The organism is Burkholderia sola (assembly GCF_905400185.1).
In the GTDB taxonomy this organism is placed as follows: domain Bacteria; phylum Pseudomonadota; class Gammaproteobacteria; order Burkholderiales; family Burkholderiaceae; genus Burkholderia; species Burkholderia sola.
In genome coordinates this window covers 1,029,080-1,054,677 of the sequence record NZ_FR989676.1, presented here as the reverse complement: position 1 = coordinate 1,054,677, position 25,598 = coordinate 1,029,080, and the positions used below count along the sequence as shown (strand labels likewise).

Below are 25,598 nucleotides of genomic sequence, written 5' to 3'. Positions count from 1 at the left end.
GTCCTCTTGTCCCGTGTCGTTTGTTGGAGGACGGATCGTGGCACGGGGCGCGGATGCGGCAAACCAAGCTTATTTCATGTGCATATTCCGGTTCGGAATCGAATCTCAGCCGAAATCGGTATAACCCCCGCTATACAACCCGGGCAGAATTCGGTGTCGCATCGGCACCACAGATTCGTCATATGACAGTCGCTGTCATATTCATTACGTGGCCCGCCGATAAAGTTGCGCCGGTCCGTGAAAGCGCTCCATAGAGAGCGCCGGAACCGCAACTGGACACGCCATTCATTCGCTCGGAGAATCCTTTGAACAAGAAACTGTTGACCATCGCCGCCCTCGCAGCAACGGCCGGCACGGCGCACGCACAAAGCAGCGTGACCCTGTACGGCGTCATCGATGCCGGTATCAGCTACGTGAACCACAGCAAGACCGCCAACGGCGGCAGCAGCAAGCTGTTCAAGTACGACGACGGCGTGGCCCAGGGCAGCCGTTGGGGCCTGCGCGGCACCGAAGACCTCGGTGGCGGCCTGAAGGCGATCTTCGTGCTCGAAAACGGCTTCAACAGCGGTAACGGCACGATCGGCCAAGGCGGCGCGATCTTCGGTCGCCAGGCTTACGTCGGCCTGAGCCAGGCGCAATACGGCACGGTCACGTTCGGCCGCCAGTACTCGTTCTCGACCGACATCCTCGGCTCGAACTACTCGACCGGCGGCAACACGGTCGCGGGTAACTACGCTTACCACGTGAACGACATCGACCAGCTGACGTCGAGCCGCATCAACAACGCGGTGAAGTTCCAGAGCGCGAACTACGCCGGCTTCACGTTCGGCGCGTTGTACGGCTTCTCGAACTCGACCGACTTCGCCGGCGCACCGTCGACGACGACGGGCACCACGACGACGGCCGGTTCGTCGCGCGCCTACAGCTTCGGCCTGAACTACGCGAACGGCCCGTTCTCGCTCGGCGCCGCGTACACGGACATCCGCTTCCCGAGCCAGTCGACGCCGGCCTTCTCGACGTCGATCGCGAACATCGCGCTGACGAACATCCGCGACCTGCGCACGTATGGCGTCGGCGGCCGCTATGTCTTCGGCCCGGCAACGGCATGGCTGCTGTGGACGCGCACGCAGTTCACCCCGATCGCGGCAGGCGCATCGGGCACGTTCTACAACGCATACGAAGCAGGCGTGAAGTATGCGTTCACGCCGGCGCTGTCGGCGGCAGCGGGCTACACGTACACGAACGCGACGCAAAGCGGCAGCTCGGCGCACTGGAACCAGGGCAACGTGGGCCTCGACTACGCACTGAGCAAGCGTACGGACGTGTACGGCCTGGTCATCTACCAGAAGGCATCGGGCAACAACGTGCAGGCGCAGATCGGTTCGAGCACGAGCTACTTCAACACGTCGGGCAACGGTTCGTCGAACCAGCTGGCTGCTCGCGTCGGTATCCGTCACAAGTTCTAAAGCATCCGCTTAACTGTCCGCGTCACGCGCGGATCAGGACGGCACGCAGCGCCCCGCTCCACGCGGGGCGCTTTTTTATGCGCTTTTAAGTTTCGCTTAATTCTGGGCTGAGACGATGCTCTCACCCCCCCTGTTGGCCGCCTGAGCATCGGCGGCTTTTTTTTTGAGACTCCCTACGGCACCGCCATCAACTGCCCACAAGACAGGATCGGAGGCCACGATGATCGAAGATACCGTTTTCAGCCATCTGCACGCGATTCTGACGTGCCAACACTCGCTGCCGGTCCAGAGCTGCCGCGTCTCGGTGGAAATGCAGCGGCCATGGGGCCGTCCGTATCGTCTCGTCGAGTGGACGATGCATCTCGATGCACCCGCGCGGCGCCAGATCGTGCCGGCCGAATCGACCGACGAAGAGATCGCCGAGGTCGTCGCGTCGCACGTGCCGGGCCGGCTTTACGGCGACGGCCGGCTGCAGTTCTGAACGCGTTTCCATTCCACCCGCTTCCCGTCCGCCGGCCGCGCCGCACGCATCGTGCGGCAGTCGGTCTCGTTTGACGCGGCAACGAAACCTGCTACGCTGCGCGTTTTCGTCCACGTCACACACGATGGAAAACGCATTCAACGAACGTGGCGTCATGGTCACGCGCAACGGCCTGTCGGCCGCCGGGCAGGTATTCGCACTGCGTGACATCCGCCAGGTCGATGTCGTCAAGATTCCAAAGAACCGTCTCGTGCCGTCGCTGATCTCGCTGATCGGCGCGGCCGTCGCCGTCGCGGGCGGCATCGGCGCATCGAGCGCCGCGCTGGTGGTCGGCGTGATGCTCGTCGTCGTCGGCTATCTCGCGTGGGCCACGCAGGACATCACGTATCGGCTGATGGTCGAGATGCCCGACGGCAAGCGCGAAGCGCTGTCGAGCGTCGACGCCGCGTTCGTCGAACGCGTCGCGCAGGTCGTGCGCGATGCGCAGTCCGCCACCGCCGCCGGCTGATTCCACTCCATTCGTGCACGCTTCGATTCGCGCTTGCCGCACGCCCGCGGCGAGCGTCGGTGTGCGCGGCCTGCCCGTCGAATCGCGTGCCATGCGCCGCTCCACACGCATCTCGCCTCCACGGCGGACGCCAACCGCCTAGTATGGAAAGAGCGGCTCGCCGCCGCATCGTCCGAGGAGGCCAGCATGAACGCTCAATCGCTGTCCGGCATGCTTCGCGCGCAGGAACTGCTGATCGTGTCGATGATCCGCGCGCTTCCCCCTGACACACGTCGCGCGCTCGTCGAGCTCTACACCGAACAGATCGCGTTCGCCGAACAGGCAGGCATCGAAAGCCACAGCGATCGCGCGACGCACGACGCGTTCATCGCGCATGCGCGCAACCTGCTGATTCGCATCGAAGCGCTGGCTTAGCGCCTGTTTCTCTCAAATTTTGCGCCACGGCTCGCCCGAGCCGTGCATGCAAGTGCTCACTCGCATGAGCCGCTTTGCGTTCTTGTATTGATAACAATTCTCATTTACACTGACAAGGTTGTCAGTTGCCTTTCAAATCGCCGTTTGCCGCCTGTCGCGCGCAAACGGGCCAGCCAGGTGAACGCGTCGCCCAGCCAGCCTTCGGGCTTGTTATCGTCAATGGGAGACCACCTGTGCATTGCTATACGCTGGCGCGGCGGCCGATCTGTGCCGCGCTGTTCGGCGCGTTCGGCCTGTCCGCTGCCCCGGCTCACGCCGATTCGTCGCCGCAAGGCGCCAACCCGCCTTCCGCCGTCCTGACCGCCGCCGCGTCCGCGCGCGGCGATGCGGCGCTGCTCGATCCCGTCACCGTCACGGCCACCCGCACCGCCACTGCGGCGAGCCGCACGGCGGCGTCCGTGTCGGTGATCACCGACGAGGATCTCGAAGAACGGCAGGTCACCAACATCAAGGACGCGCTGCGCTACGAGCCGGGCATCACGGTGCGCCGCACCGCGTACCGGCCGGGCAGCGCCGCGCTCGGCGGCGGCCGCGACGGCGATTCGAGCATCAACATCCGCGGCCTCGAAGGCAATCGCGTGCTGCTGATGGAAGACGGCATCCGCCTGCCGAACGCGTTTTCGTTCGGTCCGCTCGAAGCGGGCCGCGGCGACTACGCCGATCTCGACACGCTCAAGCGCATCGAGATCCTGCGCGGGCCGGCGTCGGCGCTGTACGGCAGCGACGGCCTGACCGGCGCGGTGAACTTCATCACGAAGGACCCGCGCGACCTGCTGTCGATCTACGGAAAGCCCTACTACTTCTCGTTCCGGCCGAGCTACGACTCGACCGACCGCAGCATCGGCGCGACCGTATCGGCCGCGGGCGGCAACGATCGCATCCAGGGGATGATCATCGCCGACGGCCGGCGCGGCCACGAGGTCGACACGCGCGGCAGCAACAATTCGGCGAGCACGCTGCGCACGACGTCGAACCCGCAGGACGTCTATTCGGAATCGCTGCTCGGCAAGCTCGTGCTGACGCCCACCGCGCGCGACACGATCAAGTTCACCGCCGAAACGGTGCAGCGGCGCGTGAGCACCGACGTGCTGTCGGCGATCAGCCCGCCGACCACGCTCGGCCTCACGACCTACGACCGGCTCGAGCGCAATCGCTTCAGCGTCGACTACGACTTCCGCGACGACGCGTTCCGCTGGTTCCAGACCGCGCACGTGCAGTTCTACTACCAGGACGCGAAGCAGGACCAGTACGCGTTCGAGACGCGCGGCCGGGCGGCTTCGCGTTCGCGCGACAACCAGTACAAGGAACGCACGTTCGGCGGCACCGCGTTCGCCGAAAGCGGCTTCGCGACCGGCCCGTTCGCACACAAGCTGCTCTACGGCGTGGACGGCAGCGTGTCGCGCGTGACGAACCTGCGCGACGGCACGGTGCCGGGCGTCGGCGAAGCGTTTCCGAACAAGGCGTTCCCCGACACCGACTACACGCTGTTCGGCGCGTTCGTGCAGGACCAGATCGGTTACGGCCGCCTGCTCGTCACGCCGGGCCTGCGCTTCGACACGTACCGGCTGAGTCCGACCGCAAACGATCCGCTGTTCACCGGCAAGGCCGTGTCGACGAGCGCGAACGAACTGTCGCCGCGCGTCGCCGTGCTCTACGAGATCACGCCCGCGGTCATTCCGTACGTGCAGTACGCGCATGGCTTCCGTGCGCCGACGCCCGATCAGGTGAACAGCAGCTTCTCGAACCCGGTGTACGGCTACACGTCGATCGGCAATCCGAACCTGAAGCCAGAAACCAGCGACACGTTCGAAGCCGGCCTGCGCGGCAAGGCCGGCACCGGCTACGGCGTCGTGCGCTACAGCGCGGCCGCGTTCACCGGCCGCTACCGCAACTTCATCTCGCGCACGACGATCGCCGGCAGCGGCCGGCCGGTCGACCCGTTCGTGTTCCAGTACGTGAACTTCGCCGACGCGCGCATCCACGGCCTCGAAGGCCGCGCCGAATGGGTGATGCCGAACGGCATCACGCTGAAGACGGCAATGGCGTTCACGAAGGGCTCGACGCAGGACAACGGCGCGGCCAGCCAGCCGCTCGACACGATCAATCCGTTCTCGGCCGTGTTCGGCGTGCGGTACGAACCGAGCGAACGCTGGTTCGTGCAGACCGACCTGCTGTTCCAGGCCGCCAAACGCGACAAGGACATCCCGGCGAACGCGTGCCCGGGGGCGAGAACGTCGTGCTTCGCGCCACCGTCTTCATTCGTCGTCGACCTGCACGGCGGCTACCGCTTCAACAAGCACGTGAGCGCGACGATCGGCATCCGCAACCTGTTCGACCGCAAGTACTGGAACTGGTCGGACGTGCGCGGCCTCGCGTCCGACGCGCAGGTGCTCGACGCGTATTCGTCGCCCGGCCGCACCGTCGCCGTCAGCATGAAAGTGGATTTCTGATGCGCGTCGCCCGCGCGCCCATCCCAACCGTTACTCGAAGGAGTCCGACATGATGCAATCCGCCCTTCCCGGTCAATCGGCCACGCCGGCCCGCGCGGCCGCCGCGCTGCGCGACGCGTTCGTCAAGCTCAAGACCGAGCGTCAGCTGCGCAACCGCGACGTCGCGCAGGCGCTCGGCGTCAGCGAAGGCGAGGCGCTCGCCGCGTTCGTCGGCGAGCACGTCGTGCGGCTCGACGCGCGCTTTCCGGCGATGTTCGAGGAAATGCCGCGCCTCGGCCGCGTGATGGCGCTGACGCGCAACGACACGGCCGTCCACGAAAAGGACGGCGAATACGCGCAGATGAGCCACGACGGCCCGGTCGGCCTCGCGCTCGGCGACATCGACCTGCGCATCTTCTATCGTCACTGGGTGTCGGCGTTCGCGGTGCGCGACGAGACTGCGCACGGCCCGCTGAAGAGCCTGCAGTTCTTCGATGCGCAGGGCCATGCGATCCACAAGGTCTATCTGCGCGCGCACAGCGATCACGCCGCGTACGACGCGTTCGTCGAACGCTGGCGCGCGCAGTCGCAGGAGCCGGGCCTCGAGGTCGCGCCCGCCGCGCCGAAAATGCCCGAGCGCGCCGATAGCGAGATCGACGTCGCGGGCTTTCGCGCCGCATGGGACGCGATGACCGATACGCACCAGTTCTTCGGCATCACGCAGCGCTTCGGCGTGAGCCGCATGCAGGCGCTGCGCCTCGCCGATCCGCACTACGCGTATCCGGTCGAAACCGCGCATGCGTTGCGCCACGTGCTCGAACACGCGGCGCAAAGCGGCCAGCCGATCATGGTGTTCGTCGGCAACGCGGGAATGATCCAGATCCATACGGGCCCCGTCGCGAACGTGCGCGAGGTCGGCGCGTGGATCAACGTCCTCGATCCGGGCTTCAACCTGCATGTCCGCGAGGACCTGATCGCCGCCGCATGGGTCGTGAAGAAGCCGACGAGCGACGGCATCGTCACGTCGCTCGAGCTGTTCGACCGGCAGGGCGACCACGTCGCGCTGCTGTTCGGCGAGCGCAAGCCCGGCAAGGTCGAGCGCGACGACTGGCGCGCGCTCGTCGCGACGCTGCCGGCGGCCGCACGCGGGGGCGCGCGGTGAGCGCGCGGCCGTTCGATCCGCGCCGCCGGTCGCTGCTGGCCGGTGCGGCGGCCGGTGCGCTCGCGGGCGCACTGCCCGCCGGCGTGCTCGCCCAGGTCGCTGCCGCCGCGCCGAAACGCGTGATCGTGATCGGCGGCGCGCTGGCGGAAACCGCGTTCGCGCTCGGCGGCGCCGAGACGCCGCGTTACCGGCTCGTCGGCGCCGACACGACGTGCACGTATCCCGACGCCGCGAAGCGCCTGCCGAAGGTCGGCTACCAGCGCGCGCTATCGGCCGAAGGGCTGCTGTCGCTGCGGCCCGATCTCGTGCTGGCCTCCGCGGAAGCCGGCCCGCCGACGGCGATCGCGCAGGTGAAAGGCGCCGGCGTCACGGTGACGACGTTCGACGAGCGCCACGACGTCGAATCGGTGCGCGCGAAGATCACCGGCGTCGCGCAGGCGCTCGACGTACGCGATGCCGGCACCCTGCTGCTGCAACGCTTCGATCGCGACTGGCAGGCCGCGCGCGACGCGGTCGCCGCGCGCGCGCCCGGCGGCGCGCAGCCGCCGCGCGTGCTGTTCGTGCTGAACCACACCGGCACCCAGGCGCTCGTCGCGGGCCAGCGCACGGCCGCCGACGCGATGATCCGCTACGCGGGCGCGCGCAACGCGATGCAGGGCTTCGAGCACTACAAGCCGCTGACGACCGAGGCGCTCGCGGCGGCCGCGCCCGACGTCGTGCTGATCTCCGACGAAGGGCTGGCGGCCGTCGGCGGCCACGCCGCGCTGCTCGCGACGCCCGGCTTCGGTGCGACGCCGGCCGGCCGCGCGCGGCGCGTCGTGTCGCTCGACGCACTGTTCCTGCTCGGCTTCGGCCCGCGCCTGCCGCTCGCCGTCACGACCCTGCATCGACGCCTGTCGAATGCGCTCGCCTGATTCCGGATCGACCCGATGCCCGCTCACGCTTCGCCCTTCAACGCGCCGTCGCCCGCCTCGCGCGCCGGCGCCGCCCGTGTTGGCACGTCGCGCCGCTTCGCGCCGTTCGTCCTCGCCGCGCTCGCCGTTCTGGTGGGCGCGATGGCCGTCGTCGCGCTGTGCGTCGGCGCGTACCGCATTCCGCTGGCGCAAGCCTGGGCCGCGCTGAGCGGCGACGCGGCCGCTCAGCAGGCGCGCGCGGTGCTGCTCGACATCCGCGCGCCGCGCGTCGTGCTCGCGCTGCTGGTCGGCGGCGGCTTCGGCGCGACCGGCGCCGCGATGCAGGCGCTGTTCCGCAACCCGCTCGCCGATCCGGGGCTCGTCGGCGTGTCGAGCGGCGCCGCGCTCGGCGCGACCACGCTGATCGTGCTCGGCCCCGCGCTCTTTGCCGCCCACGCGAGTGCGGTCGCACTGCCGGTCGCCGCGTTCGCGGGCGGCCTCGCGGTCGCGGCGCTCGTCTACCGGCTGGCCGCGTCGCGCGGCCGGCTCGCGCTGCCGCTGCTGCTGCTCGCCGGCATCGCGATCAATGCGCTGGCCGGCGCGGCGATCGGGCTGCTCACGTTCGTCGCCGACGACGCGCAGCTGCGCTCGCTGACCTTCTGGAGCCTCGGCAGCCTCGGCGGCGCGCAATGGTCGACGCTCGCGGCCGTCGCGCCGTGCGTGGCGCTCGGCTGCATGCTGCTCGTGCGCGAACGCGATGCGCTGAACGCGCTGCAGCTCGGCGAAACCGAAGCGCTGCATCTCGGCGTGCCCGTGCAGCGACTGAAGCGGCGCGTGCTCGTCGCGGTCGCGCTCGCGGTCGGCGCGCTCGTGTCGTGCGCGGGCATCATCGGCTTCATCGGGCTCGTCGCGCCGCATTGCATGCGCCTTGCGTGCGGCCCCGACCAGCGCATCGTGCTGCCCGGCGCCGCGTTGCTCGGCGCGTTGCTGACGCTCGCGGCCGACCTCGCCGCACGCACGGTCGCCGCGCCCGCCGACATTCCGCTCGGCGTGCTGACCGCGCTGCTCGGCGCGCCGTTCTTCCTCGCGCTGCTGTGGAAGAACCGCGGCGCGCTCGGCGGCTGATCCCTTCTTCACGACGACCATGCTGACTGCCCATCACCTCGACGTCACCCGTCGGCACGACACGATCCTGCGGAATCTGTCGCTGTCGATCGAACCCGGCCGCGTGACCGCGCTGCTCGGCCGCAACGGCGCGGGCAAGAGCACGCTGCTGAAAACCTTCGCCGGCGAGCTGACCGGCAGCGTCGCGCCGAACGGCGTGCGCGTGACGGGCGACGTCACGCTGAACGGCGAACCGCTCGCGCGCATCGATGCGCCGCGGCTCGCGCGCCTGCGCGCGGTGCTGCCGCAGGCCGCGCAGCCCGCGTTCCCGTTCAGCGTCGACGAAATCGTGCTGCTCGGCCGCTATCCGCATGCGCGGCGCAGCGGCGCCCGCCACGTCGTTGCGCACCGCGATCGCGACATCGCGTGGCGCGCGCTCGAACGCGCGGGGGCCGACGCACTCGTCGGCCGCGACGTCACGACGCTGTCGGGCGGCGAACTCGCGCGCGTGCAGTTCGCCCGCGTCCTCGCGCAGCTGTGGCCGGACCACGACGCGACGGAAACCGGCCCGCGCTACCTGCTGCTCGACGAACCGACCGCCGCGCTCGATCTCGCGCACCAGCACCGGCTGCTCGATACCGTACGCGCCGTCGCGCGCGAATGGCAGCTCGGCGTGCTCGCGATCGTCCACGATCCGAACCTCGCCGCGCGACATGCGGATACGATCGCGATGCTCGCCGACGGCACGATCGTCGCGCAGGGCACACCGCGCGACGTGATGACGCCGGCCCATATCGCGCGGTGCTATGGCTTCGCGGTGAAGAGGGTGGAAACCGGCGACGGGACGCCGCCGGTGATGGTGCCCGCGTAGCGCGGGCGTGTGTCGCATGATCGTAGCGTCGTGCGCTGCCGTCAGCGGCGGCGTTCGCTCGAGATCGTTCGTCTGCCCCTTTCGAGGAAACCTCCGTGCCGCTTCCGATGACCCGCATCATCCTGTACGTCCGCGACGTCGCGTTGCTGAAGGCGTTCTACCAACGATATTTCGCACTGCCCGTCATCGAGGAAATCGACGTCGAATGGGTCGTGCTCGACGCAGGCGCGATCGCACTCGCGCTGCATCGGGCCGGGCCGGCGTTCCGTGATGCGGCCGCATTCGCAAACACGAACGCGTACGCAACCACCAGCAACGTGAAACTCGTATTCAGGATCGACGCCGATCTCGACGCGCATCGCAACCGGCTCGCCCGAGATGGCGTGACCGTGCGCGATCCCAAGCGCTACGATGGCTTCCCGTTCCGAATGTATGACGGCGTCGATCCGGAAGGGAACGTCTTTCAGGTAATGCAGCCGGACTGAATGCCGGCACGGCAGGCATGAGCACGAACGCTCAATGCTCGACGTCCGCCGCGCCGAAGGTCCGCATCTTCCAGCCGAGCCGCACCGCGAGCATCCGCATCGAGAAGCCGGCCGCCAGCGCGACGAGCGTCGCGAATCCCGCATCGATGTCGACATGCTGCATCCCGACATACAGCGCGCCCGTGGCGAACGCGACGCTCGCATACAGTTCCTCGCGCAGGATCAGCGGCATCTCGTTGCAGAGTAAATCGCGCAGCATCCCGCCGCACACGCCCGTGATCGCGCCGGCCAGCACGACGATGATCGGCGCCGTGCCGGTCGATGCGCCGATGTCGCAGCCGATGATCGTGAACGCCGCAAGGCCGATCGCGTCGACGGTGACGAACAGCGTCTTCATCCGCGCGACGTGCCGCGCGGCCCATGACGCGACGGTCGCCGCGACGAGCGTGATCACCAGGTATTCGGGATGCGCGATCCAGCCGAGCGGATAGTGGCCGAGCAGCACGTCGCGCACGGTGCCGCCGCCGAGCGCCGTCACCGCGCCGACGAGCGCGAGCCCGAAGCGGTCCATTCCGCGCCGCATGCCCATCAGCGCCCCCGACATCGCTTCTGCGACGATCGCAATCAGATAGAGCGTATGCATCGCGCGCGTCAGTCGTCGGTCCGGAACAGGTCGAGCACGCGTTCGCGCTCGGCCGCATCGACGGCGGCCGGCATCGGTTCGTCGCGCTGGCCGTGGTCGGCCGATGCATCCGGCGCATCGACGGCCGCCGCGCCGCCGCACGCAAAGCGGCTGCGGATATACGCCGGCACGTCGGCCGTGCACGTGCCGCGCGTGTATTCGGCGTAGACGAAATCGCCGTCGACGAGCGCGACGTCCTGCGGCGGCGTCGCATCGACCGGCGTGCGCCCGTCGACGGCCGTCTTCATGTAGTCGAGCCAGACCGGCAGCGCAAGCGTCGCGCCGGTCGCGCGCCCCATCGGGCGCGGCGTGTCGTAGCCGAGCCACGCGACCGCGACGATGCCCGACGAATAGCCGGCGAACCATACGTCCTTCGACCCGTTCGACGTGCCCGTCTTGCCGGCCGCGTCGTCACGCCTGAGCGCGAGCGCGCCGCGCGCGGTGCCGGCACGCACGACGTCGCGCAGCATGCTGTCCATCACGAACGCATTGCGCGCCGACACGACCCGCTCGCCCGCCGGCACGGTCGCCTCGTACATCGCGCCGCCGTGACGCTGCTTCACCGACAGGATCAGGCGCGGCTCCATCCGCGTGCCGCCGTTCGCGAACACGCTGTATGCGCTCGCGAGTTCGAGCGGCGTCACGGCGCCCGCGCCGAGCGCGAGCGGCAGCGACGCCGGATTGCGCTGCGCATCGAAACCGAAGCGCACCGCATGCTGCTGTACGTAGCGCGCGTCGGTGGCCTGCATCAGGCTGACGGCGACCAGGTTCTTCGAGCGCACGAGCCCGCGTCGCACCGGGATGAAGCCTTCGTAGCGATTGCCGAAATTGCGCGGACGCCACGGCCGCGCGCCGGTTTCCGCGTGTGTGAGCGTGCGCTGCGTATCGTCGACGAGCACGCCGGGGAAGTAGCCCTTCTCCAGCGCCGCCGAATAGACGAACGGCTTGAAGCTCGACCCCGGCTGCCGATACGCCTGCAGCGCATGGTCGAACACGTTGCGATTGAAATCCGCGCCGCCGACCAGCGCGAGCATGTCGCCGGTGGCCGCATCGAGCGACACGAGCGCGCCTTCGAGGCCGTTGCGCGCATCGCGTGTCGCGCGCGACTGGCGGCTCAGCGTGCGCTCGAGCGCGGCCTCGGCGGCGCGCTGGTCGCGCATCGAGATCGTCGTCGTCACGTCGAGGCCGAGCGTGTACGCGTCGTCATGAAACCGCTCGACCATCATCCGGCGCGCCCGCTCGGCGACGTACGGCGCCGCGATGATGCCTGGCGGCGGCGTGGTCGCCAGCGCGATCGGCGCGTCGACGGCCGCGCGATACGCCGCATCGTCGAGCTGGCCGAGCGCATGCATCCGGCCGAGCACGTAGTTGCGCCGCGCGGTCGCGCGCGCCGGATTGACGACCGGGTTGAACGCGGACGGCGCCTTCGGCAGCCCGGCGAGCACGGCCGCTTCGCCCGCGCTCAACGCGTCGAGCGGCTTGCCGAAGTACACGTGCGCGGCGGCCGCGAAGCCGTATGCGCGCTCGCCCAGATAGATCTCGTTCATGTACAGCTCGAGCAGCTTGTTCTTGCTGTATGCGCGTTCGAGCTTGGCCGCCATCAGGATCTCGGCGAGCTTGCGGCTCAGCACCTTGTCGCGCGTCAGGTAGAAGTTGCGCGCGACCTGCATCGTGATCGTGCTGCCGCCCTGCCCCGGCTGCCCGGTGACGACGTTCGCGAACGTTGCGCGCGCGAGGCCGCCGACATCGACCGGGCCGTGCTCGTAGAACTTTGCGTCCTCGGCCGCGAGCAGCGCGTGCCGCATCAGCGGCGGGATGCGTTCGAGCGGCACGAACTCGCGCCGCTCGACGCCGTATTCGGCCAGCAGGTCGCCGTCGCGCGAGAAGATCCGCAGCGGCAACGCGGGACGATAGACGGCCAGGTGCTCGACGGACGGCAGTTGCGTCCAGATGCGATCGATCGTCCAGGCGCCGATGCCCGCGCATGCGAGCGTCAGGCCGAGCAGCGCGCCCGCGAGCGTGCGCCATACGCGGCGGCGGCGCGGCGGTGTGGAGGGCGGCGCGGGCGGCGGAGGCGGATTGGCGGTGGGGTCGGTCATGTCGGGCTCCTTCTTCAGTGCCGCGACGGCCGGCGCGAGACACGCGCCGATCGGTCACGAAAGGCGCGCATTGTCGAAGGGATGGCATGAAACCGGAACATTCTTTAGCCAAAGTTTGGCTGGCTAAATTTTATTTAGGAAAGCGCTTTGGAGCCCGCTCGCCCCGTGTATGCGGGTTTGCGGCATTCGTCGCGACGAGCGCGCCGGGCGCGCGAGCCGGTTCGCTTGTACCATCGTCGGATGTTCGATCGATACCTCGACCTGTGGAGCCTCGTCCCCGACGGCGGCCCGATCCTGACCGCAAGCGGCGGCCTGCTGCCGGTCGTCTGGCATGCGCGGCCCGCGATGCTGAAAGTCGCCACTTGCGACGAAGAGCGGCGTGGAAATGCGCTAATGGCGTGGTGGAACGGGCAAGGCGCTGCGCAAGTGTGGCAGCACGACGGCGACGCGATCCTGCTCGAACGCGCGCAACCGGCGCCGACGCTCGCCGTGTTGTCGGCCGCGGGCCACGACGACGACACGATGCGCATCGCGTGCGACGTCGTCGCGCGGCTGCACGCGCATCGTGCGCCGCAGGTGCCGCAGGTCGTGCCGCTGCATGACTGGTTCTATGCGTTGCTGTCGAGCGATGCCGACAATGATGCGCTGCGCCGTTCGGCGGCGGTCGCTCGTCAGTTGCTGGCCGGGCCATCCGTCGACGAAGTCGTGCTGCACGGCGACATTCACCATGACAACATGCTTCATTTCGGCGATCGCGGCTGGCGCGCGATCGACCCGAAAGGGTTGCGCGGCGAGCACGCGTTCGATTACGCGAATCTGTTCTGCAATCCTGCGCATGAGATCGCGGTCGATCCGGTGCGTTTCGAACGGCGTGTCGTGGTCGTGGCCGATGCGGCGCGGCTCGAACGGGGACGGTTGTTGAAGTGGATACTCGCGTGGGCCGGGCTGTCGGCGGTGTGGTTGATGGAGGACGAGCAGCCGGCCGATACGCGGCTGCAGGTTGCGATGCTTGCGGCGGCTGCGCTCGGGCTGTAGCGATACGCATCGACCATGAAAACAGCCCATCGCGAATGTCTGCGGGGAAGCGGCGAAGACCACCGGACGGACGGTGCCGCACAGATAGACGCAAGCGCTGAACTCCGGGCTCGTTCGAAACCGCGGCCATCTGATCGTGGAGTAGTATTCCCCGATATCGAGGTGATTACCCGGCCTCGACGGCGCACCGCCGACCCATCTACGTATAGTGGCAACGGCCGTGACGACGGCATTGATGGAAACGCATCATGTCAACCGAGTGGAAGCACCGCGTCCGACTGTTTATCCAGCGCTTCTGGCAGCCGACCAGCGCGTGCATGACCTGCATGCCCGGGAGCTGGGGAAACGTCATGAGCGTTACCCACTGGACTATCGCCTTTCATACGGGTCTGCTGACCGGGCTCCTGGCGATACTTCTGACTTTCACGCCCGTCTCGAAACTCTACGCGCATCGATACGGCAATGCGCTGATCGTTGGCGTCCTGACGACGTTGGGCGACGCCTACTCGCACACGAGTCATTACCGCATCCCCTATGTCGAGCACATCGTGACGGGTGCGATTTCAGGTCTCTTGGCGCTTGCGGCGTCATATCTCTTCGAAGACCGCGCGCGACGCCTTCGGGCGGTGTGGGCTCGGGTTGTCGGACAGCCTATCCGCTGACTGTCTGACCCTACGCTGAACGCGAAAAAAAACCCGCCGGCAAACACCGACGGGCTTTCATATCCGACCTGCGCCGTGCCTTCAGCGCGCCGGGTTCAGCGTCAGATTCATGTGACGGTTCACATCCTTGTACAGCAGATAACGGAACCGCCCAGGCCCGCCCGAATAGCATGCCTGCGGGCAGAACGCGCGCAGCCACATGAAGTCGCCGGCTTCCACCTCGACCCAGTCCTGGTTCAGCCGATAAACGGCCTTGCCTTCCAGCACGTACAGGCCGTGCTCCATCACGTGCGTTTCGGCGAACGGAATCACGCCGCCCGGCTCGAACGTCACGATGTTCACGTGCATGTCGTGACGCATGTCGCTCATGTCGACGAAGCGCGTCGTCACCCATGCGCCGTTGGTGCCCGGCATCGGAATCGGCTCGACGTCCTGCTCGTTCGTCACGAACGCGTCCGGCAGCGGAATGCCGTCGACCACTTGATAGTGCTTGCGGATCCAGTGAAAACGCACCGCGGCATCGCTGACGTTGTGCAGCGTCCAGTCCGCGCCCGGCGGAATGAATGCGTAACCACCCGGTTTCAGCGTGTGCTGCTTGCCCTGCAGCGTCAGCTCCGCTTCGCCTTCGACGACGAACAGCACGGCTTCGGCGTGCTTGTCCTGCTCGGGCTTGTCGCTGCCGCCGCCCGGATTCACTTCGACGATGTACTGCGAGAAGGTTTCCGCGAAACCCGACAGCGGGCGCGCGATCACCCACAGGCGCGTGTGGGTCCAGAACGGCAGCCAGCTCGTGACGATGTCGCGCATCACTCCCTTCGGGATCACCGCGTACGCCTCGGTGAACATCGCGCGATCGGTCAGCAGATCCGTCTGCGGCGGGTGGCCGCCATGCGGCGCGTAATACGTTGTCTTAGACATAGTGCATCCAGGCAATGGGTTGGTCCGGCCCCGGGCGCAAACGGCGTCGGGCGGTTCGCCTGCGCGTGAAACGCGCAGACGACGGCGGGACGTCGTTGCCGGGGTGGCTTGAAAGCGCATGCGCCTTCGGTCGGTCGGCCAGGCTTCGCATCGGGTCCGTCCGTCGAGCGGACGCGGCGGCCCGGATGGTCGGGCCGGCGGTCAGGCCGCGGCCCTCGCGATCATGCAGCGAGGCGCGGATGGCGGCACGGTTCGACTCGGTACGCGAGCATCGCCGACGATAGCGAAGTCGATCTCGATCGACCAATTAAATGTTGCGATGACATGCATTCGATTTCGCACTACCCACCGGCGCCCGCGATGTGCGGTGGGGAAGCGTTGCGGGGCGCGCCGGCTATCGGGGAAATCCTGACGGTTGCGAACGCTCGCGCGATGGGTCCGTGCACGACAACGCAGCGTGCAAAGCGCCGGTCTCGATGCATCCCGTTACGCGGATCGAAGGCAGTCGAAACGTGCGCGGCAGCGGACCGCTGCGGCAGGGCCGCGAGATACGGTCAGGTCAGAACGAGCCGACGTGTCGAAGGAAAAGTGGACGGCATTCGGCCGACCCTGCCCGCGCACATTCGGACGCGGCAACGGGTGTCGTCGAGAAGCGGAGAAAACAGCGGAAGGAGAATTGCCGGCCCGTCGATCGGGCACATGGCAGCGGCTGATGAAGCCGGAGGAGAATCGCCGGCGTGGCCGGCGAAGCGGCCCGGCAGCGCGCCGGGCTGAGGCTCGCGTCGGGATGCCGACGCCGTCGGCGCGCCGGTGCGCGGGTCGCGCACCGGACCGCGCCAGCGGCGATCAGTCCCAGTCGCGGTGGTGGCGATGCTTGCGGCGATGGTAGCCGCGGTCGCCGTGATCGCGATCGTACGAGCTGCGCGACATGTTGCCGCCGAGTGCCGCGCCGGCGCCGCCGCCGACGGCCGCGCCCAGCAGGCCGCCCGTGCGGCCGCCCATCGCGTTGCCTGCCGCGGTACCCGCGCCGCCGCCGAGGGCGCCGCCGATGATCGCGCCGGTGCGCTCGCGACGGTTCGACGTCACCGCGCCGCCGGCGCCGCCGCCGATCGCGCCGCCGATGACGGAGCCCGTGCTGCCGCCGACCGCGCCGCCGACCGCTGCGCCGGCAACCCCGCCGAGCGCGCCGCCGAGCGCGTTGTTCAAGTCACCGGCCATTGCCGGCAGTGCAGTCGCGCCGGTCAACGCGGCGACGACGAGAGCGGGGGCGATTTTCTTCCACATTCCCGTATTCTTCCTTGTTCGCAATTCTGGTTATCGAGGTCCGCTCGGTACGACGATCTGAATCGATCGACGTCGGGGCAGGCATTGTGCCGAACCGCGGACCAATTCATTTCAACGAGCTTGCGGCGAAGAATAGCACCGGTCCCGCATTCCTGCCGTGGACATTGTGGTAACAAGTTGTTTACGAATAACAGACGATAAACGCACCCGCCGAATCTGGCTGAAACCCTTGCCGGCATTGGCTTCGGCACGGTTCTGGCCCCGCATCGCGACAGGCCGGTGATGCAAGCGGCCGCACATTCGAGACACACGTGGCAACACATCTGCACATGCCGCGGCGTGGGCCTCCGAACGACGGTCAGGGAGAAGATGAAGAGGGTCAGTACACGCCGGGCAGCAACCGCCACGTCCGCGCGCAGTACGCGTCGTACTCGGCGCCGAATTGCGAACGCAGCAATGCCTCTTCCGAGCGGATCCGCGCGACGAGCGGCACGAACGTCAGCACGACCAGCGGCACGCCGACGCCCGAGCGGAACGCCAGCGCCCAGCCGAACGAATTGACGACCAGGCCCCGATAGCTGGGATTGCGGATGCGGCTGTAGATGCCGCCGGTCACGAGCGTATGGCCCGGCTGGATCGCGACGAGCCCGCTGAAGCGCTTGCCGAGCACGAACACGGGCCACATCCGCAGCACGCCGCCCGCGAGGTACAGCGCGACGCCAATCCAGCGCACCGTGTCGCCGCCGAACGTCCAGACGTCGAGCCGGTCGGTCAGCGCGGGCAGGTACGCGAGCAGGAAGCCGCTCACCGCGAACGCCCCGAGCACCCAGCGGTTGTCGCGACGCTCGCGCTCGCCGCTGCTCAGGTTGCCTTCGGTGAACAGCGCGGTGACGGCCATCGCGAGCGTCGCGAGCGCGACGACGGTCAGCTGGGGGATGCGAGAAGAATGCAGCGAACCCGCCGATGCCGAGCACGGCGAGCCCGAGATAGACGAGCGTGGACAGGCTCGACAGAACGATGACCTTGGGGGTGGCTGTCATGACGGCCTCGCGGGGATACGCATTCCTGTGAAGTATAGGAACCGCGCAGCCCGCGCGCCGTGCAGCACCGTGATGCGGCGCGCGAACGCGCGGGCATCGTCCGGCCAACGGCAGCCGACCGGGCCGGTATGGCCGCGGCCGGCGTGCTGCGACGGATCAGCGGATGTGGAAGTGGCCGCCGATGCCGACGGTGACGGGCGGCGCGTAATACGCGGGGGCATAGCCGTAGTAGGCCGGCGCGGGCGCGTAGCCGTACGGCGGCGCGACATAGCAGCCGGACAGGCCGCCGATCAGGGCAAGCGTGATGAGAAGTCTGGACATGGCTCGGTTCCCGGCGCGAAAGACGAACGGCATCTCGCGAAGACCGCGCCGCCGCGTGTCGCCGCACCACGCGACGGCCGGCACGAAGAGGCGATCCGCCCCTCCTGTCGCTCGATGAAACAATGCGCGGAGTCTAGCGCCGGGCCCGGCCGGCCGAGTTTCCCGGGCGGTTACACGTGTTACCTGGTGTGACCGCTGAAACAGGCTCTGGCGGCGCAGCGGCCGGCCGGTGGACGGCCGCCGCGCCGGGTGCGGACGGGTTGTTACACGAAGCGGGCACGAATGCGCTGCGCGAGCGCTTCGAGCGTCGCGGCGTCGGCGATGTCCCGCGCGTGCATCCGCAGCTCCGCGCCTTCCCAGCGCGGAATCACGTGGAAATGCACATGCGGGACCGTCTGGCCGGCTGCCGCGCCGTTGAACTGGCCGATGAACACGCCGTCCGGCTCGAGCGCCGCGCGCACCGCCGCCGCGACGCGCTGCGCCATGCGGATGCCGGCCGCGGCCGCGTCGCCGGACAGCTCGAAGATCTGCGCGGCCGGCTCCTTCGGGATCACGAGCACGTGACCGTCGGCCTGCGGCATCAGATCCATGATCGCGAGCGTCGCGTCGTCTTCGGCGACCTTCACGCACGGCAGTTCGCCGCGCAGGATTTTGGCGAACGGGTTGTTGTTGTCGTAGGACATGGCGTTTTCCGATCTCGATTGGACAGTGGGACTGGGACAACAATGCCGGACGATTATCGGCCGACGGCCGGCCCGATATCAACTCGCGCGACGCGCGACGCGCGCCGAATCGTCGAGCAGGCGACAACGCGACCGCATGCGATCGTCGTCACGCGTCACGCGGCCGCGATTGCAACGCATCGCCCGAACCTGCGACACTGCCGGATCGTTGCCGGCCGGCACGCCACCGAGGACGCTCGCGCATGACGATCCCCCTCAAGAAGCTGATTCTGCGCGGTGTCGCGCTCGCCCTCGTGGCCGCTATCGGCTACACCGGCTACATGCTGTCCCGGCTCGCGCCGATCGCGACCGGCTATGCGGCCAAGGCGCTGTGCTCGGGCGTGTTCGTGTCGGGCCGCCCGGCCGCGTCCGTGATCGACGTCGACATCATGGCCGGCGTCCATCCGCTGCTGAAACTGGTACGCCCGTCGCTCGATCCCGACCATCATCGCGCGATGGCGACCTTCGCCGGCTTCGCCGAACGCGAAGCCGACTTCCGACCCGGGCTCGGCTGCACGCTCGCACTCGGGGCCCCGACCGGTGCGGCGGCGGCCACCTTGCCGGCCGCGTTGCCGCCCCTCCCCGATCCGCCGGTCGCGCCGCCCGACCCACCCGCACCGGCCACGCCGCCCGCCGGCATCGACGCACGCAAGCTGCAGACCGCGCTCGACCGCGCGTTCGACGAACCCGATCCGGCGCGGCCGCGGCGCACGCGCGCGGTCGTCGTGATGTGGCGCGGCCAGGTGATCGCCGAACGCTATGCGCGCGGCTTCACGGCCGACACGCCGCTGCCCGGCTGGTCGATGACGAAAACCGTGACCGCCGCGCTGGTCGGCACGCTGGTCGCGCGGCACAAGCTGTCGCCGGACGCGTCGGCGCTGCTGCCCGAATGGCACGGCAGCGGCGATCCGCGCGCGGCCATCACGCTCGACGAACTGCTGCGGATGACGAGCGGCCTGCAATTCAACGAGGACTACGACGACCCGCTGTCCGACGTCGCGGTGATGCTGTTCACGCAGCCCGATACCGCGCGGTTCGCGTCGGCGAAGCCGCTTGCCGCGACGCCCGGCGCACAGTGGTCGTACTCGAGCGGCACGAGCGCGATCGTCGCGCGCGTGATGCGCGAAGCGCTGGGCGGCAGCGACGCCGACTACCTCGCGTTTCCGCGCCGCGCGCTGTTCGCGCCGCTCGGGATGCGCAGCGCGGTGTTCGAGCCCGATGCGTCCGGCACGCTCGTCAGCGCGTCGTACCTGTATGCGAGCGCACGCGACTGGGCGCGCTTCGGTCAGCTTCTGCTGCAGGACGGCGTGTGGAACGGGCAGCGGCTGCTGCCGGAAGGCTGGGTGCATTACCTGACGCGCGCGACGCCGCAGTCGACGCGGCAGGAATTCGGCGCGCAGCTGTGGGTGAAGGTGCCGGAGCCGTTCAACGATCCCGATCCGCATGCGCGCGCGATGCCGGTCGACGCGTTTCATGCGGTCGGCCATGAAGGTCAGTTCGTGAGCGTGGTGCCGAGCCGCGAGCTGGTGATCGTGCGGCTCGGGCTGTCGCAGCCGGAAGCCGCGTGGAATCACGAGGCGTTTCTCGCGCGCGTGCTCGACGCGGTGCCGGCCCCCGGTGCGTGACGACGGGCGCTTGCCCGCCGCACGCGCTACGGCGGCGGCCGTGACGACGCCGCCGCTTCACGCGCTATCCGTGCTGCATTACGGATTCGCGCTGCCGCCGTACTGCTTGAATCCTTCGCGCGTCGCGAGGCGTTCGATGTAGCGCGACACCGCCGGCAGGTCCGGATGCTCGAACGGCGTGCCGAACCAGCGGTTCACCGACAAACCGATCGGGATATCCGCGAGCGTGAACGTGTTGCCGGCCACGTACGCGCCGGTCTTGTCGAGCTGCGCGTTCAGCACGCGCATGTGCGTCGTCCAGCCCGCGATCGACCGTGCGATAGCGTCCGGATCCTGATGGTCGGGCGACTTGCGCACGAGGCCGAGGAATGCGCCGACCCACGAGCGGTTCAGGTCCGAGCCCTGCCAGTCGATCCACTGGTCGACGCGCGCACGTGCCTGCGGCTCGGCCGGATACAGCGCATCGCCGCCGTAGCGGTTCGCGAGGTAGCGGATGATCGTGTTCGATTCCCACAGCACGAAATCGTCATCCTTGATGACGGGCACGAGCGCGTTCGGATTCAGCGCGAGATAGGCCGGATCGTGGGTCGTGCGGAAGCCCGCGCCCCAGTCTTCCTGTTCGAACGGCAGGTTCAGTTCGGTGCACAACCACAGCACCTTGCGGACGTTGATGGACGGAATCTTGCCGAGGACGTGCAGCATGCAGTCTCCTTGTGAGGTCGGGTGCGGAGCGTTCGGCGCGCACGGCACACGCCGAACGCGTTCACGCCGAATTTATACACGACCTCGCGGGAAACGGCAGACCGCGGGCGCGAAATCGGTGTGCGGCCGGTTCGTCAGGTCGCGCAGCGCGTGCTCGGCCGTCGGGAACCGGAACATGAATCCGTCCTGATGCAGCCGTGCCGGCACCACGCGCTGCCCGTCCAGCAGCAGCTCGGCCATCTCGCCCATCGCGGCGCGCAGCGGCGCGGCCGGCACGTGCAGGAACGCCGGACGGCGCAGCACCTTCGTCACGACCTGCACGAACGCGCGCTGGGTCAGCGGCACCGGTGCGACCGCGTTGTAGACGCCATGCATCACCGCATTGGACATCGCTCGCGCGACGATCCGCAGCACGTCGTCGCGGTGAATCCAGCTCATCACCTGCGCGCCGTCGCCGAATCGGCCGCCCAGCCCGACGTAATGCGGCAGCAGCATCGGGCGCAACGCGCCGCCCGGGCCGAACACGATGCCCAGCCGCAGCACCACCGCGCGCACGCCGTGGCGCTCGAGCGGTTGCACGGCCGCCTCCCACTGCCGGCACAGCTCGGACATGAAGCCGGCGCCGGTACTGCTGCCCTCGTCGAGCCGTTCGTCGCCCGGCCGCACGCCGTAGTAGCCGATCGCGGACGCCTGGATCCACGTGCGCGGCTTGACCTCGGCGGTTTCCACCCAGCGCATCAGCGCCTGCGTGACGCCGACGCGGCTGGCGAGCAGCAGCGCCCGCCGGCGCTTGCTCCAGCGTGCGCCCAGCACCGGCGCGCCGGCGAGATTGATCACCGTGTCGAAGCGCTCGTGCGGCTGCAGCTGCTCGACCGACGTCACGCTGCGCACGCGGCCTTGAAACAGGTAAGCCGCGCACAACGGATCGCGTGCCAGCAACGTGACCGTATGCCCGGCATCGAGCAACTGGTTCACGAGCGTTTCGCCGATGAAGCCGGTCCCGCCAGTAACGAGTACGTTGCCCGGCCGCTGCCGGGCGAACGGGTTGGCGGCCGGCGCGCGTGGCGCGATGCGGTATGCTGCGATCCCGTCGCGTACGCCCGACAGCGTCACGCCGACGGCGAACAGGCTGAGCAACCAGCCACGCCAGCCGACGTCGATCGCGTGCAGCGCGGTCGGTTCGTGCGCCCACACGGCGAGCTGCATCGCGACCATTCCGAACAGCGCGCCGCCGTTGACGGCCAGCAGCGTATGCAGCACGCGCTCGGTCGCCGGCAGCTTGCGGCTCTGGTCCTCGACGACGAAATCCCACAACGTCAGCACCACTTCGACGAGCACGACCGTCGCGAGCGCCGCGACCCACGCGCCGTGAAACGCGACGTTCGCGATCGACGCGAACACGAGGCCGTACAGCACGGATCGCACCGCATGAATCGCCAGCTCGAGCCGCGCGCGCGGGCTGTGCGGCAGGTCCTGCGTGAGTTCGTGGTGATAAAGCGTGTCGAATGCGCCCATCGCGCCCTGCACGATCAGCAGGTTGAGCGCCCAGTCGAAAGCAGGCAACGTGTTCATGCGGTATCCCTCCTCCAAAGCCAGACGAGCGGCGGCGCCATCGCGACGAGTGCGGCAACGTCGATCGCCACGTGACTCCACACCTGCGCCTGCCACGACAACAGCATGTCCTGCGGCGCCCAGACCGACAGGCCGGCCAGCAGCCAGCCCCACACTTCCCGTTTCCGCAGCCGGTTGCCGAGATGGACGAGCGCGAGCATCCAGACCGACGCGCACTGCACCGTCGCGCCGAGCAGCGACATCCACCAGACCTGCTGGGCGCGCGCGGCTTCGGGCGCGGCTCCCGTCCAGAAATGCCACTCGATGTCGCGGTGATACGCGTCGAGCCAAGATGCGCCGGCGATCCACGGAGCGGCTGCGCCGACCAGCAGGTGCGCGATCGCGGCTGCGTACATCCAGCGCACGACGATGCGGCGCGGGGTGAGCGGACATCGCCCATCGAAGTGGAGAACCATTTCACTTGATCCCATGCTTCGCACTCCTTCTTGTTATCGCAAGCATCATGAATCGATCGATTGACTGCTGTCCCGCGTACGCCGCCGCCCCCACGCGACGGCGGCAGACTTACATCGGCTTGACCACCATCAGGAAATACACGGTCAGCATCGCGAAGAACGCCGGATAGCCGAGCAGTTCCCAGCGCTTCGCATAGCGCCAGTAGCGCTCGGGCAACGCGGCATCGCCGTTCGCGTGCGCGAGCTTCGCCATCGATGCAAGTTCGAGCTGCAGCCACACGACCGGCAGCCAGCACACACCGGCGACCGCATACAGCACGATCGATGCGAGCAGCCACGGCGTATGCCACGGCCAGCCGGCCGTGTGCGCGAGCCACAGCCCGGACGCCGGCTGGAAGATCACGGCCGGCGTCGTGAACCACCAGTCCGCGCGCACGACGAGCCGCGACACGGCCGCGATCGCGGGCACCGACCGCGTGCGGTTCGCGAAGAACAGGTAGAACGCGGTGCCGAACCCCGTGCCGACCAGCAGCACCGAAGACAGGATATGAAGCGCCTTGATGACGAGATAGGTATTCATGCGTGTTCTTCTGAATAGAGGATCAACAGGATGGCGAGGATCGGCACGTTCTTGAGCACGGGGCCGAACGGTTCGGCCAGCAGGCCCGGCATCGTGACCGCGATGACCGCCGAGTACGCGACGATCAGCGCCGCCTGCGCGGCCCACAGGCGCCGCGACGGCGCGACGACGGTCGCGATGCCGAACGCGAAATCCAGCGCGCTGGCCGCGTAAAGCGCAATCAGCGCGGGCAGGCCCGTCAGGTGCGCAGGCGCCAGCAGCGCGAGGCTCGCGTGCAGCGGATGGATGAACGCGCTCGCGATCGCCGTCCAGATCCACACGATCGCGAGCGCGCCCACCAGCACCGGGCGCCGCCACATCGCGAGCGCGTCGCGGCGCAATGCGCCGGCTTCCGCGCCGATGAAGCTGCCGAGGCCGCGCGGCGGCCGGCCCAGCACAGCCGTGACGGCCGTCGGGTCGCCGGTGTTGCCGCCGCGCAGCATCGCCCACGTGTCGCGCGTCAGCATCGCCCCCGGCAGCGTGCCGAGCAGTGCGGCCGCCGCGCCGACCAGCGGGCCCGGCAGCGTCACGCGGGCCGCCGGCGGAAATCCGAGCGCGGCGCGGTAGCCGGCCAGCATCTCGCGGTATTCGACTTCGTCGCTGCCGACCACGTCGATCACCCGGCTGTCGGCCGCCCGCGAATCGCCCGGCTGTACGACGAGCCGCGCCACGACTTCGGCGAGATCGTCGACATGCACCGGGCGCAGCCGTTGATGGCCGCCCGCCGGCAACATGTGCACGGGCAGGCTCGCGAGCATCCGGAAAAACCGCGCGGACGCGCCGGCCGCCCCGTAGACGAGCGCGGGGCGCACGATGCGGAAGTCGATCGGCAGCGTCTGAAGGAAACGATCGGCTGCACGCTTGCTCGCGAAGTACCGCGTATCGCCGCGTTCGACGCCGAGCGCCGAGATCTGGATCACGCGCCGCACGCCGGCCAGGCAGCACGCGGTAAAGAGCGCGCACGGCGCGGCGCGATGCACGGCATCGAGCGTCGCGCCGCGTCGATCGGCCAGCATGCCGACCGCGTTGATCACCACGTCGACGCCCTTCAGCCGTGCGAGCCACGCTTGCGGATCGACGTCCTGCGCGAAGTCGATCGCGACGTCGTGCGGGCCGGCCGCGCGGCGCACGCCGCGCAACACGCGATGCCCGCCGGCTTCGAGCCGCGCGCACAGCGCCTGCCCGATGAAGCCGTTCGCGCCGCAGACGAGCACGGTCATGCCGCGTGCGCCGGTGCGATCGGGCGGGGAGGTAGACGGCAAGACTGCGTTCATGCTCATCCTATATTTACAGTTATTTCTGTACAGACAGAAATATCAACCCCGAAAAAAGCGGGCTGCGTGCCCGCTCCGCCGTTACTGCTTACTTCGACGGCTTGCGCCTGACCGTCTGGCTGATCTTCGCGCCGATGCCGAGCGCCTTCATCAGCGTATCGGGCTTGAGCCGCAGCATTTCGTCGGACCAGGTCGTGAGCGTCTCGACGAACTGCAGCGTGTCGCGAATGCGCTGCTCGGTCTCGCGGCTCTCGTTCGCGATGTCCGGATTCGTCAGGCAATCGCGCAGCACCGTGAGCGTCGGCTCGATCTCGCGCTGCCGTCGCCCTTCGACGATCAGCTTGAACAACTCCCAGATGTCGGTCGACGTCTCGAAGTGGTCGCGGCGATCGCCCAGCACATGCACGACCTTCGCGAGCCGCCACGCCTGCAGCTCCTTCAGGCTCGTGCTGACGTTGGAGCGTGCGACGTTGAGCGTCTCGGCGATCTCGTCGGCCGCAACCGGCCGTCCGGCCAGGTAGAGCAGCGCGTGAATCTGCGACACAGTACGGTTGACGCCCCACCGCGAGCCCATTTCGCCCCAGTGGAGAATGAATCGTTCGGCAATCGGCGTGAGTTCCATGGTGGGGAATTTAGTTTTTTCAGTTATTTCTGTCAAGAGAGAAATAACCGGGCGATCCGACGCCTGCCGTCCGTGCCCGCCCGCGATCGGCCG

At 68.5% G+C, this 25,598-nt stretch carries 24 protein-coding genes and 2 pseudogenes; 13 read left to right on the top strand and 13 right to left on the bottom strand.

All coding sequences use genetic code 11. The annotated features are described in order from the left end of the window. Positions 1–305: 305 nt before the first annotated feature. The 10 genes from KR541_RS21330 to KR541_RS21285 all read left to right on the top strand — a co-directional run bounded on the left by KR541_RS21330 (position 306) and on the right by KR541_RS21285 (position 9,873). Positions 306–1,466, top strand: coding sequence for a porin (locus KR541_RS21330; protein ID WP_050012147.1), 1,161 nt, complete (start codon positions 306–308; stop codon positions 1,464–1,466). Positions 1,467–1,686: 220 nt separating this feature from the next. Continuing rightward, a complete protein-coding gene (locus KR541_RS21325) occupies positions 1,687–1,947 on the top strand; it encodes a DUF2866 domain-containing protein (protein ID WP_011548992.1) in 261 nt (86 codons plus the stop codon). Between the two features lie 124 nt (positions 1,948–2,071). After that, a complete protein-coding gene (locus KR541_RS21320) occupies positions 2,072–2,455 on the top strand; it encodes a DUF6232 family protein (protein WP_050012148.1) in 384 nt (127 codons plus the stop codon). Between the two features lie 186 nt (positions 2,456–2,641). Next, a complete protein-coding gene (locus tag KR541_RS21315) occupies positions 2,642–2,869 on the top strand; it encodes a hypothetical protein (RefSeq protein WP_012339294.1) in 228 nt (75 codons plus the stop codon). Positions 2,870–3,102: 233 nt separating this feature from the next. Next, positions 3,103–5,379: a TonB-dependent hemoglobin/transferrin/lactoferrin family receptor gene (locus KR541_RS21310; protein ID WP_050012149.1), complete on the top strand. Its 2,277-nt coding sequence runs from the start codon at positions 3,103–3,105 to the stop codon at positions 5,377–5,379. A gap of 49 nt (positions 5,380–5,428) precedes the next feature. Next, entirely contained in the window at positions 5,429–6,520 is a 1,092-nt protein-coding gene (locus KR541_RS21305; protein ID WP_050012150.1) for a hemin-degrading factor, read from the top strand. Next, entirely contained in the window at positions 6,517–7,434 is a 918-nt protein-coding gene (locus KR541_RS21300) for a heme/hemin ABC transporter substrate-binding protein (protein ID WP_050012151.1), read from the top strand. The genes KR541_RS21305 and KR541_RS21300 overlap by 4 nt, the downstream gene beginning before the upstream one ends. Before the next feature lie 15 nt (positions 7,435–7,449). Further along, a complete protein-coding gene (locus KR541_RS21295; RefSeq protein ID WP_050012152.1) occupies positions 7,450–8,538 on the top strand; it encodes a FecCD family ABC transporter permease in 1,089 nt (362 codons plus the stop codon). A 19-nt stretch (positions 8,539–8,557) separates the two neighbouring features. Continuing rightward, positions 8,558–9,388: a heme ABC transporter ATP-binding protein gene (locus KR541_RS21290; protein WP_050012153.1), complete on the top strand. Its 831-nt coding sequence runs from the start codon at positions 8,558–8,560 to the stop codon at positions 9,386–9,388. Between the two features lie 95 nt (positions 9,389–9,483). After that, complete coding sequence (locus KR541_RS21285) at positions 9,484–9,873, top strand: VOC family protein (RefSeq protein WP_216089770.1); 390 nt, start codon at positions 9,484–9,486, stop codon at positions 9,871–9,873. Between the two features lie 31 nt (positions 9,874–9,904). Here KR541_RS21285 and KR541_RS21280 read toward each other — a convergent pair whose 3' ends face one another. Both KR541_RS21280 and KR541_RS21275 read right to left on the bottom strand, forming a co-directional pair. Next, complete coding sequence (locus KR541_RS21280; protein ID WP_050012154.1) at positions 9,905–10,516, bottom strand: trimeric intracellular cation channel family protein; 612 nt, start codon at positions 10,514–10,516, stop codon at positions 9,905–9,907. An 8-nt stretch (positions 10,517–10,524) separates the two neighbouring features. Then, positions 10,525–12,654 (bottom strand): penicillin-binding protein 1A, encoded by a 2,130-nt coding sequence (locus tag KR541_RS21275; RefSeq protein ID WP_216089769.1) that lies wholly within the window; start codon positions 12,652–12,654, stop codon positions 10,525–10,527. A gap of 240 nt (positions 12,655–12,894) precedes the next feature. On the opposite strand from KR541_RS21275, the gene KR541_RS21270 reads away from it, so the two are divergent. Together KR541_RS21270 and KR541_RS21265 are read left to right on the top strand one after the other, a co-directional pair. Further along, positions 12,895–13,689 (top strand): aminoglycoside phosphotransferase family protein, encoded by a 795-nt coding sequence (locus KR541_RS21270; protein WP_216089768.1) that lies wholly within the window; start codon positions 12,895–12,897, stop codon positions 13,687–13,689. Positions 13,690–13,937: 248 nt separating this feature from the next. Next, the gene (locus KR541_RS21265; protein ID WP_050012157.1) at positions 13,938–14,351 is read left to right on the top strand and encodes a hypothetical protein; all 414 of its coding nucleotides are present in this window, start codon (positions 13,938–13,940) and stop codon (positions 14,349–14,351) included. A gap of 81 nt (positions 14,352–14,432) precedes the next feature. Here KR541_RS21265 and KR541_RS21260 read toward each other — a convergent pair whose 3' ends face one another. From KR541_RS21260 to KR541_RS21240, 5 genes and pseudogenes are all read right to left on the bottom strand, one after another. Continuing rightward, on the bottom strand, positions 14,433–15,269 hold the full coding sequence (locus KR541_RS21260; protein WP_050012158.1) for a bifunctional allantoicase/(S)-ureidoglycine aminohydrolase: 837 nt from the start codon (positions 15,267–15,269) through the stop codon (positions 14,433–14,435). 846 nt (positions 15,270–16,115) lie between these two features. Next, entirely contained in the window at positions 16,116–16,553 is a 438-nt protein-coding gene (locus KR541_RS21255; RefSeq protein WP_050012159.1) for a hypothetical protein, read from the bottom strand. Between the two features lie 379 nt (positions 16,554–16,932). Further along, positions 16,933–17,593, bottom strand: a pseudogene (locus tag KR541_RS21250) (methyltransferase family protein). Positions 17,594–17,749: 156 nt separating this feature from the next. Beyond that, the gene (locus tag KR541_RS21245) at positions 17,750–17,914 is read right to left on the bottom strand and encodes a hypothetical protein (RefSeq protein WP_162838116.1); all 165 of its coding nucleotides are present in this window, start codon (positions 17,912–17,914) and stop codon (positions 17,750–17,752) included. A gap of 263 nt (positions 17,915–18,177) precedes the next feature. Next, positions 18,178–18,597: an HIT family protein gene (locus KR541_RS21240; protein ID WP_050012161.1), complete on the bottom strand. Its 420-nt coding sequence runs from the start codon at positions 18,595–18,597 to the stop codon at positions 18,178–18,180. 242 nt (positions 18,598–18,839) lie between these two features. Between KR541_RS21240 and KR541_RS21235 the strand changes: the two genes are divergently transcribed. Beyond that, the gene (locus KR541_RS21235) at positions 18,840–20,261 is read left to right on the top strand and encodes a serine hydrolase domain-containing protein (protein WP_216089767.1); all 1,422 of its coding nucleotides are present in this window, start codon (positions 18,840–18,842) and stop codon (positions 20,259–20,261) included. A gap of 78 nt (positions 20,262–20,339) precedes the next feature. Here KR541_RS21235 and KR541_RS21230 read toward each other — a convergent pair whose 3' ends face one another. The 6 genes and pseudogenes from KR541_RS21230 to KR541_RS21205 all read right to left on the bottom strand — a co-directional run bounded on the left by KR541_RS21230 (position 20,340) and on the right by KR541_RS21205 (position 25,505). Further along, the gene (locus tag KR541_RS21230; protein ID WP_050012163.1) at positions 20,340–20,963 is read right to left on the bottom strand and encodes a glutathione S-transferase family protein; all 624 of its coding nucleotides are present in this window, start codon (positions 20,961–20,963) and stop codon (positions 20,340–20,342) included. A 72-nt stretch (positions 20,964–21,035) separates the two neighbouring features. Further along, on the bottom strand, positions 21,036–22,535 hold the full coding sequence (locus KR541_RS21225; protein ID WP_089489855.1) for a TIGR01777 family oxidoreductase: 1,500 nt from the start codon (positions 22,533–22,535) through the stop codon (positions 21,036–21,038). Continuing rightward, positions 22,532–22,954: pseudogene (locus tag KR541_RS21220) on the bottom strand (DUF393 domain-containing protein); the annotation flags it as partial. The pseudogene KR541_RS21220 and the gene KR541_RS21225, both read right to left, overlap by 4 nt. Before the next feature lie 145 nt (positions 22,955–23,099). Further along, complete coding sequence (locus KR541_RS21215) at positions 23,100–23,570, bottom strand: DUF2269 family protein (protein ID WP_089489857.1); 471 nt, start codon at positions 23,568–23,570, stop codon at positions 23,100–23,102. Further along, a complete protein-coding gene (locus KR541_RS21210; protein WP_089490016.1) occupies positions 23,567–24,883 on the bottom strand; it encodes an SDR family oxidoreductase in 1,317 nt (438 codons plus the stop codon). Before KR541_RS21210 ends, KR541_RS21215 begins: the two co-directional genes overlap by 4 nt. Before the next feature lie 88 nt (positions 24,884–24,971). Continuing rightward, positions 24,972–25,505 (bottom strand): GbsR/MarR family transcriptional regulator, encoded by a 534-nt coding sequence (locus tag KR541_RS21205; protein ID WP_050012168.1) that lies wholly within the window; start codon positions 25,503–25,505, stop codon positions 24,972–24,974. Between the last annotated feature and the right edge of the window lie 93 nt (positions 25,506–25,598).